The sequence below is a fragment of the Daejeonella sp. genome (assembly GCF_046590655.1).
Classification (GTDB): Bacteria; Bacteroidota; Bacteroidia; order Sphingobacteriales; family Sphingobacteriaceae; genus Daejeonella.
This window is the reverse complement of sequence record NZ_JBKJUM010000059.1, coordinates 27,890-43,962: the sequence shown is the minus strand read 5'-3', so window position 1 is coordinate 43,962 and position 16,073 is coordinate 27,890. Positions and strand designations below refer to the sequence as shown.

Below are 16,073 nucleotides of genomic sequence, written 5' to 3'. Positions count from 1 at the left end.
AAACTCTTCTGCGCTACTTAACTTCAGTTTTTTCAGAGTTACTTACAAAGGCAATAGATTTACTATCCGGCGACCATGAGTTTACATTGATGGTCCCCTGTCCGCCATATAGATAAGCAATTACTTTTGGAGCCCCCCCGTTTACCGGCATCAGCCTTAAGGTTACCCTTTGGTAAGAGGGGTGGGAATCCGGATCGATATCCGGAAGAAAAGAAATATAGGCTATCCATTTACCATCCGGTGAAATGTGAGGAAACCAATTGTTGTTCTCATCAAAAGTCAACTGTTCCTTTCCGGTTCCATCGGGCTTCATCCGCCATAACTGCATGGTACCGGTAGGGTTGGCATTGTAATAAATATATTTCCCGTCGGGAGAGTACTCCGGTCCATCAACATGTCCTGAAGTATTGGTAGTAAGAGCCTTTTCAACCTTCGTATTAATATCTGCAGCATATAAATTATAAACTTTGCTCCCATTACGCTGCCCTACGAAAAGGAGATCCTTATTATTTGGTGCCCAGCCATGCCAGTAAGAAGGCGTTTCTGCAGTGATTTGTCTGGGAATTCCGCCTGATAAAGGCAATACATATATCACAGATCCGCCATTTGCACCTGCGGCGCTGATAGCAAGCATTTTATTGTCAAAGGATATACCATGGTCATTATTAATACTTTTCACTTCCCCTGTATTTAATTTTTCTGCAACTCCGCCTCCCGCCGCTATGGTGTAAAGGGCTCCTCGCTCATTAAACAGTAATCTCCTTCCATCAGGCATCCAGTTGGGGGCTTCAAAACGCCCGGAGCTTTCCATGATCACTCTTCTCTTTCCATCTGCGATACTCATGGTTTCCAACCGACAGCCCAAAATTCCCTGGTTGGAGCTAAGGGTTTTCCGTACTGCAGGGTTAGGATGGTAATTAGTAGGAACAGGCTTGTCAATCCTCACATTCCAAACTTTGGCTTCCTCTACCACATCAGGATCATGCGATGAAATAAATAGGCCAGCCAATACCTCATCAGACATTTCGGGCATCTCACGAGTCCCCACTTCATGAAGCGGCTCGCCCCAGTTAGCTACCCGCATCGTTACTTTCTTTCCCTGCCTTTCTAACTGAATAACCTGAAGTTTCTTCTTCGCGTAGAATATTTCGTCCTGCGGGTCTCGCATAAAAGCACCCCTTATTGACCTCCAATGCATCACCGTAAGCCCGTCGCCATGGACCACAGCGCTAATGCTGGCGGAAGCTTCATCATTACTTTCGCGAATCATCCAGCCAATTTTACGGTGCAAATTTCCTTTGTCACCTACAAACTGAAAATTTGCCGTAAGTATGAAATCACCCTTGATCTTGTTATATAGGTACTGGAACTCATCCCTATTGAACCATACATTATAACCCGCGCCTTTAATGGAATATGTTTGGGTCTCCGCGTCATACCCGGAAGAACCAGCGAGCTTTGGCTTTCCGATATCCGCATGATTTTGAAATATCCCTACCGGCGCTGATTGAGCGAAGGTTAATAAGGTAATTAAGCAAAAGAGAATTGAAATCGATAGTTTTTTCATAGATGTTGGCCATTTAAACAATGTAGCTCAGCGAAGCGTTTAGAAATTTATAGCATTATCTCAAATATTATTCGAAGCTAATAAAAATTAGAAATAAACGGACTCAAAGAAAAGCAAGGTTATTAATGAGCAATGTGAATATTTAAATAATTAATTCCAATAAATAATGCAAAATGAATTCCTAACAGGAATTGTTTACTCGCAGCAGCGGTTACCTTACTGGCGGCAAACTCTTTCCATCAAACCGATGAGCTTAGGGTACCTTAATTACAATGAAGCCTCATTTACTCCATTGTGGAGCCTGGATAAGATCGGGCCAGGCAAACTGCATACGATTGCTCCGTTTAGGATGATTAATCAATCTAACGATGCTATTACTGAGAAGAACCTAAAAGGGAAGATAACACTTGTAAACTTTTTCTTTACAGCCTGCCAGTCAGTTTGCCCAAAAATGAAGAACACCATGAAAAAGGTGCATTCCAATTTTGAAGATAATTCCAGAGTACTCTTTCTCTCCTACAGTGTCACACCTGAAAATGACACAGTCGAAAAGCTTGCCGAATATGCCAGATCAAATGGCATTCCAGGAAAGCAATGGAATCTCCTTACTGGAGATAAAACGGAAATATATAAACTGGCAAGGAAAAGCTATTTTATTGAAGAAGAGCCCGGACTGTCAAAATCCGTAAGGCAATTCCTACACACTGAAAACCTGGTTCTTATTGATGGAGAAGGACATATACGGGGCTTATATAATGGTACGCTTGAAGCTGAAGAGCCACGGATTAGTGAAGATATACTAGGATTACTTAAAGATTTGTAAATCTGCTTTCTGCATGTATATTCCGGTGAAACTGGTTCTTCGTCATTTTTGGTGAATTATGCGGAATTTGCCAATATTCAGGTATTTCCTGATAGTCACCCGGCTACCGTTGACTGCTCTGGCTATTTGCCGGATTGAAAAGCCTTTGGCATGAAGCTCTTTGACCTTACCAAATTTATGCTGCTTGTCAACACTAATATCAGCGGAGGAAAGTATCGTTTCGCTAGTCTCTATTTTATTTCGGTTTAGCTGTTGAATAAAATCTGCTTGTGGATTCTCATATCGAGGATTAATATAAAGATTAAATGCTTCTCTAAGCTCTTTTCCTTTGGATTGAAAAACCCGTTTAGTCGCTTCACCAAGATTCATCAGCAAATGAAAACAGTCCGCAACCTGTCTGTCTTGAGGAGCACCCGTTTTTACACCTAATGCATAGGGGGCATATCTGTCTCTGGAAACTGTCGTCACTTCCGGGTGGTTTTTAAGCCATTCAGCTAACTTATCCGCCTCCCGGTCTGGTAGCAGATCGATGACTTCCTACTGTACTAAATCAAAGATAACAGTTCCATAAGTTCTTCCCTTTTTAAATGCCATTCTTGCAAGAAGATCATTTGACCGAAGCATCCTTCTGTAATAGGGCTTAATTTCACAATCGAAACGTTCGGTAAAGACCTTTCGCGGGCACTTGATAGTGGGAAAATCTGTGTTGAAAATCCACCGGGCGGAACCCCAGGAGATCAAGAAATTATTAAGCTCAATGAAGCCTACACCGTTGGGGTCAAAGACCGAATACCTGTAGATTATCTGATTTACAGGTGTTTATGTTTTTAACTATCCCAATCTTTACCCTAGTTTCGCAAGGTTTCTGGTACCAATTAGAGTACCTAATTTTTGTTTTTAATTTAGGTGCTCTAAAACGATTTTCTTGACCGTGCCGCGGATCCTAAAATGGGATCTGCGATTTATGAAGCAAAGTGTATTTCTTGTCATAGTAAGAACGGTGAAGGATATAAGTTATTGAAAAAGAAAGCGGGTTTCAGATATGTGATGGACGTGATCCCGCTGGATGCGGATCTGATCAGGGGTTCACATGAAATGATTGATAACAGCCCTGAATATCAGCTTGTTATAATTTCAGGTTTTAAGCAGGATGCAGGTGCGATCTCTGCACCAGAAGTGTTTGATATAATCTGATCGGCCTTGAAAAAATAAGCTCGGCATTACCTCAATAATTATTTTTTGCATTTATAAAATTTCTGTTACCTTAGGATATATCAAAATCCGTTTTCTTGAAACAACAATTTAATGAGCTTCCTGATATAGTTAGGCGCCTTGCCCAATTAGGTACAGAACTTGCCTACAGAGAGCTTTTTGATCTTTTATACATGCCTTCAAAGAAATTTGCATTTTGTATACTCCATTCCAATGAAGAAGCAGAAGAGGTAGCAGGGGATGTGATGATCGCTCTCTGGAAGAACAGAAAGACACTTTCATCGATCAATAATGTTCATGTGTATGCGCTGGTCATAGCAAAAAATCTCTCCTTAAATATTCTCAAGAAAAAATCAAAGAATAAAACAACTTCATTGGATAGCGTAAATATAAATTTCTTCTTTGACAGTTCCAGCCCTGAACAAATAATAATTGATAATGAATTGAAATTCAGGCTTGAAAATGCTATTCAATCATTGCCACCTAAATGTCAGCTTGTATTTAAACTGTCTAAAGAGAATAATCTGAGCTATAAGGAAATTTCCGAAATTCTATCTATATCTGTAAAAACAGTAGATGCTCATCTGGTCGCTGCCACTCAAAAACTCGCCAAAATATTTAAGGCCGAGTTTCTGATAAAATAGGGCGGAAAATAAAAATACATTCAGACTAGGGAATTCCTCTTTTATCATTGTCCTTAAAGTAAACAAACCAAAAAGTACCCTAACTACTCATGCATGAAAATCGCATAGTTGAATTATTAACCCGGAAGATTGCTGGGGAGGCTACGCATCTTGAGTTGGGTGAATTATCCTATTTGTTATCGCAGTATCCTGATGCTGTTTACTATGAGGCTTTACTTGAGCAGGTTTGGGATTTCGGACACGAAGGAGATCAGGCAGATGTGACTGAGGCCTTTGACAAGCATAAGTTAAAATTTCCTGATGATCTGGATTTTGAAGCTCCATCGAAAACAGTGGGAGGCTATTTCAAGAAATATGTTCTTGTTTATGCAACACTTGCATTGATTATTTTATCCACCAGTCTTTATTTTTCAAAGTTCTACACGTCATCACGCAAGGAAGTACGGGTGAAAATCTTTGCTGGCAAAGGCATTAGAAAGGAAATTAAACTTCCTGACGGTACCCTGGTAAGGCTTAACAGCGATAGCAGGTTGTCTTATGATCTGGATATGCAAAGTCATGATCAGCGCGATGTATCACTTACAGGGGAAGCATTTTTCAAAGTGGCTCATGACAAAGAACGCCCCTTTGTGGTTAAGACCAGTAAAATCGCAATTAAAGTTCTGGGGACGGAGTTTAATGTTAAAGAGTATCCCGGCGACCGGGAATCAGAAACTACTTTGCTGAAAGGATCTATTGAACTAACTGTTAACGGCCGCTCAGATCAGAAATTTGTACTTAAGCCATCCGAAAAATTCGCATTAGTAGAAAAAAACAGAAATTTAGCAGACAGAAACAGAAATTTGGCAGACAAGAATAGCAGCTCTGTTTTGATGATTGAAAACATATCTCCGGTGAAGCTTGGAGATCAGGAATATATACAGGAAACTTCCTGGATTGAAAATAAGCTGGTGTTTCAGAATGAATCCTTTGAAGATCTGTTACCAAAGCTGGAGCGCTGGTATAATGTGAAGATCATTCTTAATGACCCGACTATTAAGTCATACCGCTTTACAGGAATTTTTATAAAAGAGAATATTATACAGGCCTTAGAAGCCATGCAATTAATAAAATCCTTTCACTATAAACTCAACGAAAATGAAGTAAGAATTTACTGAACAAAAAAGCAGGAAATGCGCCAACATTCCCTGCCTTTAATCATCCAACCGTCGTGCGAACTAATAATCAGATTATTAACCTTGTAATCCACAAAATTATGAAAAAAAAAGAACTATGCAATAAAGTTCTGTTTCCTGAATTCTCAAACAAAAAACTCTTATTAATGCTCAACTGGACAATCATATTAACGTTTCTGCTTGTCCTGAAAGTATCAGCGAACGGTTATTCTCAAAATGTGAAAGTTGACCTTGATTTCCAGAACTTGAAATTTAAGCGGGCCTTTTCCATTCTTGAGCAAAAGGGTAATATCAGGCTATTATATAGCGAAGAGAACCTACCTGCAGATAAATTGATTACCCTTTCTGTTAAAAACACACCGGTTATGGATGTTCTGGAAATGATATTGAAAGATACAGGCCTGAAATTTCGTGTACTTGAAAACGGATTGATTGTTATATCACCTCAAAACAAAGAGATAAAGGACATTGTAGTGCGGGGCCTTGTTACAGATTCGAAAGGTGAAACTCTTCCGGGGGTAAGCATAAAACTTAAAGGAACCACAATTGGGGCTACCACTGATATGGACGGAAGGTACACCATCAATGCTGCTGATAACAACAGCGTTCTTGTCTTTACTTATATCGGATTTATCACACAGGAAGTTTCCATTAATGGACGTAATACTGTTAATGTGAAACTTGAAGCTGCGAATACAGCATTAAATGAAGTGGTGGTGGTAGGGTTTGGTACGCAGAAGAAAGCCGATCTCACAGGTGCTATTAGTACGGTATCAGGTGCGGTTCTCGCAAAACGTCCTGTTACGAATACTGCATTGGCATTGCAAGGGATGAGTCCGGGATTAACTATTCTAAATAGAGGAGGAGAACCCGGACGAGAAAACGTTGGGGTACGAATTCGGGGAGTTGGTACCTTGGGCAATTCCAACCCATTAGTATTAGTGGATGGCATTGAGCAGTCACTTTCAACTGTTGAACCCAGCAACATAGAATCACTTACCGTTTTAAAGGATGCTGCGTCCGCTGCAATTTACGGTTCGCGGGCAGCAAACGGTGTTATTCTAATTACAACCAAGCGGGGTGCCGAAAGCGGCATTTTTGTATCTTATAACAATAATATAGGATGGAAGAATCAAACTATTTTTCCTGAAAAAGCAGATCCTGTCAGCTGGTTGAGACTGGAAAATGAAGCACAGGTAAATGCTGGTGGTGCTCCTGCATTTAGCGAGAAGTATATTGAAAATGTTGCGGCTGGCACCAATCCTTTAGAATTTCCTTTCGCCAATTGGGAAGATGGAATATTTAATTACAATGCTCCCGATCAGCGTCATTCAGTCACCATATCAAGTGGTGGAACGAATGGGAAAATATTTGCTTCAGCAGACTATTTTGATTCGGATGGTATTCTCCAAAATTTTAATAACAAACAGATAAGTTTACGTCTTAATTCTGACCTGTACGTATCTAAAAAACTAACTCTCAATACGAACCTTATGTACAGAAATAGAGACTTCAGTGGACCTGGACTTACAGGTCAACAAATAGTCCAGGGTCTTCTGCACACAAATAGGAATATTGTAAGTGAATATCCTGATGGAACGTATGACTTGATAAGTGGTCAATGGAATCCACGTGCAATGGTAAGTCTGGGTGAAACTAGTAGTATTGGTGACGACATTGTTGGTCAAGTGGGCTTTACTTACGCCATTAACAAGGCACTTTCACTTGAGGGAAATGTTTCCATGAATTCAACAGGGGTTAGTGGATCTGTATTCAACGACGGACTTGCTGGTATGAGGAATTATTTGACCGGTAAACTAGTTCCAGTAGGCGGATGGTTTGCCACGAGCGTATTACGTGAAACGCAACTTAATCAAAAGGAGCTGAGCCAAAGGGCATACCTAAATTATAATAAAACTTTTGTCAAACATAAAGTTCAGGCAATGGCTGGATATGAAGAAATAGGCAACTTTCTTAAACAGACAGCTGCATCCAGGGATAACTTTTTTAGCAATGATCTCCGGAATTTAAGTGCTGGAGCCGTAAAAAATCAGACTACTGGTGGCTCTATAGAGGAATGGCGACTTCGTTCTTTTTTTAGCAGGATAAATTATTCGTTTGACGATAAATATTTATTCCAGGCTAACATAAGATATGATGGATCTTCCAGATTTAGAGAGGGTAATAGATGGGGGCTATTCCCTTCATTTTCTGCAGGATGGCGCATCTCCGAAGAAAAATTCTTAAAAGACAGCAAAATAATTAATACTCTGAAACTCAGAGGATCCTGGGGTCAATTAGGGAATCAAAACATCGGCCTTTATAGGTTTCAAAATAATTACAATCTTAGTCAGAGTTATCAATTTGGCGGTGTTGTGGTTCCTGCTGCTGCTGTTACAAACGCCGGAAACCCGGACATTACCTGGGAAACGTCAACTATGACAAATATAGGCCTGGATATGGGGTTTCTGAATGATAGACTTGAGGTGGTTGCCGAATATTTTTGGAAATACACAGACGATATTTTACTTAATTTACCGATTCCTAGCACCATTGGTGTGGCTGCTCCTTTACAAAATGCAGCAGCAGTATCTAATAACGGTTGGGAAGTGGCCTTAAATTACAGCGGTGCTCCCAGACCAGACAAGGGGTTTCAATATTCATTAGGGGTCAACTTTTCGAATGTGGTTAACAAAATAGAAGATTTGAAAGGAGCTGGCCCATTTTTTCCTGATAAATTCACTGTATGGCAAGAAGGTCAATCAATTAATTCATTACGGGGTTTAAAATCGCCTGGTTTGTACCGAACCGCTGCTGATCTGAAAAAATATCCTGCAACTCTCAATCCTAAGGTGAAAATTGGAGATATTATTTATGAAGATTTAAATGGAGATGGTGTAATCTCTCAGTCTATGTTTCCAAGAGGTGACCAATATATTATGGCAAATGAAGATCCCAAATATGAATTTGGTGTCAGATCCAATGCTTCTTATCGTGGTTTTGACATTGCAATGTTCTGGCAAGGTGTTTTACGACAGGAGCATACTATGGATGGAGCGCTGATAGAAGGTCCTAACTGGCAAAATTTTATTTCTGCAGAGATGGCTAGAGAAACGTATCATCCAATAAGAAATCCTGTTGGATCCTGGCCACTGGTAACAGCTGGTAACACATGGAATCTTAATTTGTCTGATTTCTGGCTTCAGGATACAAGATATATCAGGTTGAAAAATTTACAAATTGGATATACAATCCCTCAGAAGATGCTGGCAAGTTTGCGTGTCCATGTATCGGGTGAAAATATGTTAACCTTTACCCCCACAAAGTTTTTTGACCCTGAAACTCCCAGAGGGAGGAGTCAGTTCTCTCCGCACACTAAAATAGTTAGTGCAGGTGTGAATGTTAGGTTTTAATATTTAAAATATATAAACAAGAAAGTTATCATGAAAAAAGCTAGTATAAGTATATTGCTATGTATTTTCGTTTTTTTGGGGTGTGAGGATGATTTGAATTTGATCTCTCCTGGCGAAGCTTCTCAAACGATTTATTGGCAACAGGAAAGAGATGCACTATTGGCGGTGAATGCTGCTTATAGTGAATTAGATGGTCCACAGATGGTTCAAGAGTTAGACGCCGTTACTGATATAGGATATCGTGCTTCATCAGGTCCTGGAACATTCCATGATGTAGGTGCGGGTACAATAGACCCGGTAAATGATGCGATAACAGCTCAGTGGAGTCGATACTATAGAGGTGTCCGAAAAGCAAATGATGTGATTACCAATATTGATCGCATTAAACTTGGTGATCCTAAAGTGCTGGCAAGACTGAAAGCCGAGGCCAGATTTCTGCGCGCTTTTTATTACACACAACTATCCAGCTTGTGGGGCGATGTCCCATTATTATTGGAACCATTAGAAATCAATGACCATAGAGGTCGTGATACTAAAGTCAAAGTGGTTGATTTTGTAATTAGCGAATTAGACCTTATTATTAGTTCCAATGCTCTTCCCAAAAGTTATGGCAGCACTGATGTGGGCAGGGTAACCCATGGAGCAGCATTAGCATTAAAAACAAGGGTAGCTCTCCGTAACGGTCGGTTGGGGATAGCGCGTGATGCTGCACAAGCGGTGATGAATTTAGGCGTATATGAGTTATATCCGAATTATGGTAAGCTGTTTCAGTATGCCGGTAAAAATTCCAAAGAAGTGATTTTTGACAGGCAATACACGGTAGGTGGTAACACATATAATGCTTTTGCTTACTCTGCAGCTACCATAGGTGGAAGTTCTGTTGTAGAACCAATTCATAATTTATTTAAAAAATATGAATACAAAGGGTCGGTAAATCCCAATAATCCTTATGAGAACATTGATCCTCGGTGGAATTTTACCGCTTATTACACTGGACAACCCATCGGCAACAGTGTATATAACTCCTGGCCAGATAGTAAAACGACTGATAGGGTAAGTGCCAATGAATGGGCTACTGATCATGGCTATAATCTTAAAAAATGGATTGACTATGACTTGGATAAGGGTAATCCGGGAATTGGAGCTATTAATATGATTCTTATACGATATGCTGACGTACTTTTAATGTACGCTGAAGCAAAAATTGAATTGAATGAGCTTGACCAATCAGTATACAATGCAATAAATAATGTTCGTGGACGCCCTAGTGTTGAAATGCCGCCCATTACTACAGGTAAGACTCAATCTGAATTAAGGAAAATAGTTAGGAATGAACGTGCCGTGGAATTGGCGTTCGAAGGGTTGCGCCTATTCGATATGAACCGGTGGAAAATTGGTGAGGAAAAAGCTGGACTGGTACAAGGAATGTATTACCAGGCTCAAGGCAGCTCGAATTGGATAATTTGGAATAATGGCTTTGTAAGAAAATTTAGAGCTGATAGGGATTATCTATGGCCTATTCCTCAAGTGGAAATGGAAATTAATGACAAAATAACTCAAAATCCAAATTATTAAATTATCAATAATCATGATAGAAAATATGTCTAAATCTTGGGCAACAAACCGTAGATCATTTTTAAGATCAACTGGGGCTGTAGTACTTGGGAGTACAATTGGGTTAAATTTGGGATTTCCAAATTCCACATTTTCCCAAAGTAAAAACACATTAAAAGTCGGGTTGATAGGATGTGGTGGAAGAGGTACCGGAGCTGCCAGCCAGGCATTAAGTGCTGATCCTGATGTGGTTATTACTGCCATGGCAGATGTTTTCCAGGATCGGCTGGATGAGTCTTATGATATCCTTCTTAAGGCACATCCGGACAAGGTAAAGGTTACCAATGAAAATAAATTTGTGGGTTTCGACGCTTATAGGAAAGTAATAGAATCTGATGTGGATGTAATTTTATTGACCACTCCTCCGGGATTCCGTCCTGATCACCTTACCACTGCCATAAATGCGGGTAAACATGTTTTCTGCGAAAAGCCTGTTGCAGTGGATGCCCCTGGTGTACGTAAAGTATTGGCAGCAGCAAAAATAGCCAGGGAAAAAAGACTCTCGTTGGTATCGGGTTTCACCTTTCGATACGATGATCCCAAAAGAGCTCTTTTTGGAAAGGTGTTAGATGGGGAAATTGGTGAGATAAAAACTATTTCCTCTACCCGTAATGGTCATGGAGTTTGGTATAAGCCCAGGCAACCGGAATGGACTGAAATGGAATACCAGATGCGTAACTGGTATTATTACAACTGGTTGTCGGGAGACTTTATCGTAGAAATGATTGTACATAGTTTGGATATGATGTCATGGGCTATGGGTGATAAAATGCCTGTAAAAGCTACCGGAAGCGGAGGAAGGCAGGCCAGAGTTGCTGAGAAATTTGGGAATATATATGATCATTTTGCTATAGAATATGACTATGAGAACGGCGCCAAAGGATTTAATTTCTGTCGTCAGCAATTAGGGTGTTCAACTAGAAATACAGTGGAGATAGCCGGTACTCAGGGCAATGCTTTCATTGGTGGCGACGTACATAAAATTACCGGTAAAAACAACTGGCAGTACCAGGGCGAAAAAAAAGACCCGTACCAGACTCAACATAATGAACTTTTCGCCTCGATTCGTGAAGGTAAACCAATGAATGACGGCGAAATTATGACCAATAGTACTATGCTGGCAATTTTAAGTAGAATGGTAGGCTATAGCGGGCAGACCATCACCTGGGAGCAGGCAATCAATTCCAACCAGGTTTTAGGTCCTGAATTTAATCAGTATAGATGGGATTTGAATTGGCCTGGCCCTGGGGTTGCGATACCCGGAATTACTAAGGTTTTATAAGGAATCAGGATGCTCATATATAATATGCAATTTAACTTAAAAAAGTCGATGAACAATTCATTGAAAAGGATGCTGATGTTCCTCTGTATTATGCTGATCAGTAGCGGAATGTCTTATGCACAGGATATCATGTTTGAGTTCGGTTCCGCTAAAAGTCTGGAATCGATTGTCTCAAAATCTAAGGAGAAAGATAAGCCCTTAAAATGGGTTAATGTCAATACAACTAAGGAAACCTGGTTGGTACAGAAAGATGGCAGCTTGCTTTCTACAGGTCTGCCTATCGGGGTGGTACGGTCTGAAAAACAATATGAAAATTTTATGTTACATATTGAATGGAAACATATCGAACCAGGAGGAAATTCGGGAGTTTTCGTATGGAGCAAAGCCAATGCCGATGAGAAGAATCGTTTGCCCGATGGTGTGGAAGTTCAAATGCTCGATCTGGATTGGGTCAATCTTAATATACGGAATGGAGTTACGCCGCCGGTCGCCTATGTTCACGGCGAACTCTTTGGTGTTGGTGGGGTAGTAACTGTCCCGGATAACCCCCGAGGTACCAGAAGCAAGTCGATTGAAAACCGGGTTAAGGGGAAAGGGGAGTGGAATACCTATGATGTTGTCTGTGTTGATGGTGTGATCAAACTTGCTGTCAACGGCAAATTTGTGAATGGAATAAGCAAATCAACTCAAAAGAAGGGATATCTCTGTCTGGAAGCCGAGGGTGCACAGATTCACTTCCGTAATTTTAAGATCATTGAGCTTGCGCCTGGGGTGACTTCGGCTGATCAGGTGGCTCCAGAACTTCACTAGTAACTTCTTGGCAGGAGTGCTGCGACTCTTTAGAAAAAGCCCTGTTGTTTTAATAGGATTATATGCCACCTTATTCAAATTAAATAACAATTAAATAATAAATCCATGAAACACCTATTTTTCATATTTTCTATTTTTCTCCTTTCAGAGGCTGCTTATTCTCAGGGGAATAAGCGTATTTTTAATGGAAAAGACTTGTCTGGCTGGACAAAACACGGTACAGAACAATGGTATGTAGAAAACGGGGAAATTATATGTGAAAGCGGCCCTGATAAGAAATACGGGTATCTCTCTACCAATAATCCCTATAAAAATTTTATCCTAAACCTTAATTTTAAGCTGGAGGCTAATGGAAACAGTGGTGTATTCATTCGCTCAGGTATTAAAGGAACAAGTATTAGCGGTTGGCAGGTAGAGGTGGCGCCCCAGGATCTCCATACAGGAGGAATTTATGAATCAACTAGCGGGGGGCGTGGCTGGGTGATAAAGCCCAATCCCGAAGATGAAAAAAACCTGAACCCGGATGGCTGGAATCACTTGCGTATTCAAGCGGTGGGCGATGAAATAACAACCTGGTTAAACGGAAAGCAAATGATTCATCTCAAAGATGAAAAAATAGGAGCAGGAGAAGGAGTTATTGCCCTTCAGATCCACAGTGGGGGTGGTATTAAAGTCAGATGGAAAGATATACGCATTAAAGAACTAAAATAGCTTCTTCCATTCAGAACTTTCGGAAGCTTAAAAGATTTGGATTAATAATGAATAAATTGTTGTCAGATGATAACCATCATATTATCTTCTTTATTTGCTCAGCAATCCAATACTGAGCCCCTGAGAATTATTGCATTTGGAGCCCATCCGGATGACAGTGAATTAAAAGCAGGTGGTGTGGCTGCCTTACGGGCTGCACAAGGACATACTGATACCCCTCCCACCAAAAAGAACCCCGTTTTTATGTATTATTCTGATGGTTTTCAGAGACCATATCCTTTTGAGCCTACCATTGTTATAGGTATTGATGAAGTTGCTGAAAAAAATGGAACTGCATCAGGTCTATGCCCTCACAATTTGCGGATGCAGATTCCTGGGCAGGTAGGACTTTACCCAATGTCCCACAGAATACACAACAGCGACAGGAGTATATTCTGGGAATTCACCAAAAAGCAACTGCTGAAGTGGCTAATTGATACCGGGATCGACTGGTGCAGCTGTATGGTCAGGACAGAGGCAGCAAATTTAAATATGCGGAAGCATTCGAACTTTTCGAATATGGCTCCCAAGTCTCTGTGGATGAGTTAAAAAAGCTTTTTCCTACCATTAAGTAAGGGAATAGATATAGCAGAAGGAATGGGATAAATTAATTACGGATAAATTAAATTACGGATAAAATACAGTAATGGATTAAGGGTCATGTTAATAAAAAATTTATGAAAGGTATTCCATTTATCATATTCCTGCTTCTTTTCAATGGTTTTAATTTCGGCTATGAAAAGGATAAAAAAACAGATTCACCGGAATTTTCACCTTATTCACAAAAGATTCCCGGATCTGATGTAAGTGTTGAATTAATTCCTGTACCCGGTGGAACATTTATGATGGGAAGCCCCGAAGGGGAAGCCGGCAGAGGTGGGGACGAAGGCCCACAACGTGAAGTAAAGGTTGACTCATTTTGGATGGGTAAATATGAAATAACCTGGGAGCAATACGATCTGTTTGTTGATGAGGAGATTTCCAATTTAAAGAACATTAAATCACCCCTAAACGCTGAAGTAAGGATTGAAGTAGATGCCATTACTTCACCCTCACCCCCGTATATAGACATGAGTTTTGGAATGGGAAGAGATGGATACCCTGCCATTAACATGACGAATTACGCTGCCCTGATGTTTGCAAAATGGCTTTCTGCAAAAACAGGTCATTTTTACAGACTGCCTACAGAAGCAGAATGGGAATATGCATGCCGTGCCGGAACTAATACCGCCTATTATTTTGGAAATAATCCTAATGAGCTGAATGAATACGCCTGGTTTCGGGATAACAGTAAAGAAGGCTATCATAAAATTGGGACAAAAACACCCAATGCATTGGGGCTGTATGATATGAATGGAAATGTTGCTGAGTGGACAATGGATCAATATATAGAGAAATATCATGAGCAGCTGGAAGGAAAAATTGCCGATAATCCCTGGTTTAAACCCACTAAGCTTTATCCCGGTTCAGTCCGAGGCGGTTCATGGATGGATGTTCGGGATGATCTTCGCTCTGCAAAACGGAAGGGCTCTTCTAAAGAATGGAAAAAGCGAGACCCCCAGCTTCCCAAAAGTATCTGGTGGCTGACGGATGCACCTTTCGTAGGCTTTAGACTCATTAGACCTAAAGAAACACCCTCAAAGGAGGAAATAGAAAATTACTATAACCAAAAACCAATTGCTGATTTCTGACCATGACTAGATTACCTAATACTATTTAATAATCTAGGTTATGTGAGATGTATTAATTAATCCGGACAGAAGATTTGTCATTAAATTAGCAAATCAGTGGAAAGAAAAACACATAAAAAGCGTTGCAAGTACGATGCTGATTTTAAACAGGAAGTATTATCGATGTTGCGAAATGGGCGATCGGTACTGGATATTTCGGAATCCTTATGGATTAGTGCTAGCCTAATCCATAAATGGAAATCACGATCGAATTTAGCTGCCTCCAGGACAAACGCATCATAAATTGACCAATTTTTCCCAGTACTGATTATCCCACCCCGCTTTAAGCCTCTTTCCCTTTACTCCAACCTTTGCGATTTTTCATTTTTTAATAGGTTTAAAGCAATTTTAAGCAGTACAGAGAAGTTTTGCGCTGCATTTTCATCTCTTTTCCTGCTTTGGTCTTCCGAGAATGCCACATCCAGTGTCCAGTGCAATTGGTTTTCTATACTCCAATGCGAGCGGATAATGTGCTGGAATTCCTTGGCAGATACCATTAAGCTTGAAATATATTACCCGACAGCCTGCTATTAAGGCTTATCACTGTTCTTAAATTCTCTTGTGCTTTCTATTTTTATTATCCTATTTAAGCCCAGCCATTTATCGCAGTTTTCAACATGCTGTAAATTTTTAATCACGCTACATTTCCGGGATTCTATTCGTCCGTGTCCCGTGTCAATATCTTCATCTATTTCGATTTCATTTGAAAACCTGAATTCATCACCTATGTGTTCAAATAACAGCTCCTGATTGTTTTTTACCCCAGAACATAATCTGCCTCTTTTTCAATAATCTTTTCAGCAATAGCTGTCTGACAGCCCATGGCATCGATAGTGACAATGCTGTTTTTCAGGCTCACTGCCGGGTCTTTATTGTTGCTCGACGACCTGTATAATTGTTTCGAGATCATTGCCAAAAGTAAACGTAAAGGGATTGAATTGGTGATACCTGCCAAAAGAGAACGGGATTATCAACAGGTCTAAATACTGGCTCAGGGCGATGAGATCGTCCGGCTGAAAACACCTAAGAATGGGTCGAAGTGGCTGGAAAACA

13 protein-coding genes and 1 pseudogene are annotated in these 16,073 nt (G+C 40.3%); 11 read left to right on the top strand and 3 right to left on the bottom strand.

Going from position 1 to position 16,073, the window contains the following annotated elements; genetic code table 11:
• Positions 1-13 precede the first annotated feature (13 nt).
• Positions 14-1,567: a hypothetical protein gene (locus ACLL8Z_RS06615; protein ID WP_411273973.1), complete on the bottom strand. Its 1,554-nt coding sequence runs from the start codon at positions 1,565-1,567 to the stop codon at positions 14-16.
• Between the two features lie 166 nt (positions 1,568-1,733).
• On the opposite strand from ACLL8Z_RS06615, the gene ACLL8Z_RS06610 reads away from it, so the two are divergent.
• Positions 1,734-2,390, top strand: a complete 657-nt coding sequence (locus ACLL8Z_RS06610; protein ID WP_411273972.1) for an SCO family protein — start codon at positions 1,734-1,736, stop codon at positions 2,388-2,390.
• A 42-nt stretch (positions 2,391-2,432) separates the two neighbouring features.
• Here ACLL8Z_RS06610 and ACLL8Z_RS06605 read toward each other — a convergent pair whose 3' ends face one another.
• Positions 2,433-2,915, bottom strand: a complete 483-nt coding sequence (locus ACLL8Z_RS06605) for a transposase (RefSeq protein WP_411273987.1) — start codon at positions 2,913-2,915, stop codon at positions 2,433-2,435.
• A gap of 423 nt (positions 2,916-3,338) precedes the next feature.
• Here ACLL8Z_RS06605 and ACLL8Z_RS06600 point away from each other — a divergent pair, with 423 nt between their 5' ends.
• The 10 genes from ACLL8Z_RS06600 to ACLL8Z_RS06555 all read left to right on the top strand — a co-directional run bounded on the left by ACLL8Z_RS06600 (position 3,339) and on the right by ACLL8Z_RS06555 (position 14,981).
• The gene (locus tag ACLL8Z_RS06600; RefSeq protein WP_411273971.1) at positions 3,339-3,584 is read left to right on the top strand and encodes a hypothetical protein; all 246 of its coding nucleotides are present in this window, start codon (positions 3,339-3,341) and stop codon (positions 3,582-3,584) included.
• 95 nt (positions 3,585-3,679) lie between these two features.
• Positions 3,680-4,246: an RNA polymerase sigma-70 factor gene (locus ACLL8Z_RS06595; protein ID WP_411273970.1), complete on the top strand. Its 567-nt coding sequence runs from the start codon at positions 3,680-3,682 to the stop codon at positions 4,244-4,246.
• Positions 4,247-4,335: 89 nt separating this feature from the next.
• A complete protein-coding gene (locus ACLL8Z_RS06590) occupies positions 4,336-5,403 on the top strand; it encodes a FecR family protein (RefSeq protein WP_411273969.1) in 1,068 nt (355 codons plus the stop codon).
• Between the two features lie 98 nt (positions 5,404-5,501).
• Positions 5,502-8,834: a SusC/RagA family TonB-linked outer membrane protein gene (locus tag ACLL8Z_RS06585; RefSeq protein ID WP_411273968.1), complete on the top strand. Its 3,333-nt coding sequence runs from the start codon at positions 5,502-5,504 to the stop codon at positions 8,832-8,834.
• Positions 8,835-8,864: 30 nt separating this feature from the next.
• Complete coding sequence (locus ACLL8Z_RS06580) at positions 8,865-10,409, top strand: RagB/SusD family nutrient uptake outer membrane protein (protein ID WP_411273967.1); 1,545 nt, start codon at positions 8,865-8,867, stop codon at positions 10,407-10,409.
• Positions 10,410-10,434: 25 nt separating this feature from the next.
• Positions 10,435-11,730: a Gfo/Idh/MocA family protein gene (locus tag ACLL8Z_RS06575; protein WP_411273966.1), complete on the top strand. Its 1,296-nt coding sequence runs from the start codon at positions 10,435-10,437 to the stop codon at positions 11,728-11,730.
• Between the two features lie 48 nt (positions 11,731-11,778).
• Positions 11,779-12,540, top strand: coding sequence for a DUF1080 domain-containing protein (locus ACLL8Z_RS06570; RefSeq protein WP_411273965.1), 762 nt, complete (start codon positions 11,779-11,781; stop codon positions 12,538-12,540).
• 105 nt (positions 12,541-12,645) lie between these two features.
• The gene (locus ACLL8Z_RS06565) at positions 12,646-13,251 is read left to right on the top strand and encodes a DUF1080 domain-containing protein (RefSeq protein WP_411273964.1); all 606 of its coding nucleotides are present in this window, start codon (positions 12,646-12,648) and stop codon (positions 13,249-13,251) included.
• A gap of 66 nt (positions 13,252-13,317) precedes the next feature.
• On the top strand, positions 13,318-13,839 hold the full coding sequence (locus tag ACLL8Z_RS06560) for a hypothetical protein (RefSeq protein ID WP_411273963.1): 522 nt from the start codon (positions 13,318-13,320) through the stop codon (positions 13,837-13,839).
• A gap of 128 nt (positions 13,840-13,967) precedes the next feature.
• Positions 13,968-14,981: a formylglycine-generating enzyme family protein gene (locus ACLL8Z_RS06555; protein WP_411273962.1), complete on the top strand. Its 1,014-nt coding sequence runs from the start codon at positions 13,968-13,970 to the stop codon at positions 14,979-14,981.
• A 276-nt stretch (positions 14,982-15,257) separates the two neighbouring features.
• On the opposite strand, the pseudogene ACLL8Z_RS06550 reads toward ACLL8Z_RS06555, so the two are convergent.
• A pseudogene (locus ACLL8Z_RS06550) lies at positions 15,258-15,879 on the bottom strand (ISAs1 family transposase); the annotation flags it as partial.
• Positions 15,880-16,073: the final 194 nt, after the last annotated feature.

What these genes read in the sequence shown, in the direction of transcription:
- ACLL8Z_RS06615 (WP_411273973.1), bottom strand. Translation starts at nt 1,567, where the DNA reads ATGAAAAAACTATCGATTTCAATTCTCTTTTGCTTAATTACCTTATTA.
- ACLL8Z_RS06610 (WP_411273972.1), top strand. Translation starts at nt 1,734, where the DNA reads ATGCAAAATGAATTCCTAACAGGAATTGTTTACTCGCAGCAGCGGTTA.
- ACLL8Z_RS06600 (WP_411273971.1), top strand. Translation starts at nt 3,339, where the DNA reads ATGGGATCTGCGATTTATGAAGCAAAGTGTATTTCTTGTCATAGTAAG.
- ACLL8Z_RS06590 (WP_411273969.1), top strand. Translation starts at nt 4,336, where the DNA reads ATGCATGAAAATCGCATAGTTGAATTATTAACCCGGAAGATTGCTGGG.
- ACLL8Z_RS06585 (WP_411273968.1), top strand. Translation starts at nt 5,502, where the DNA reads ATGAAAAAAAAAGAACTATGCAATAAAGTTCTGTTTCCTGAATTCTCA.
- ACLL8Z_RS06580 (WP_411273967.1), top strand. Translation starts at nt 8,865, where the DNA reads ATGAAAAAAGCTAGTATAAGTATATTGCTATGTATTTTCGTTTTTTTG.
- ACLL8Z_RS06575 (WP_411273966.1), top strand. Translation starts at nt 10,435, where the DNA reads ATGTCTAAATCTTGGGCAACAAACCGTAGATCATTTTTAAGATCAACT.
- ACLL8Z_RS06570 (WP_411273965.1), top strand. Translation starts at nt 11,779, where the DNA reads ATGAACAATTCATTGAAAAGGATGCTGATGTTCCTCTGTATTATGCTG.
- ACLL8Z_RS06565 (WP_411273964.1), top strand. Translation starts at nt 12,646, where the DNA reads ATGAAACACCTATTTTTCATATTTTCTATTTTTCTCCTTTCAGAGGCT.
- ACLL8Z_RS06560 (WP_411273963.1), top strand. Translation starts at nt 13,318, where the DNA reads ATGATAACCATCATATTATCTTCTTTATTTGCTCAGCAATCCAATACT.
- ACLL8Z_RS06555 (WP_411273962.1), top strand. Translation starts at nt 13,968, where the DNA reads ATGAAAGGTATTCCATTTATCATATTCCTGCTTCTTTTCAATGGTTTT.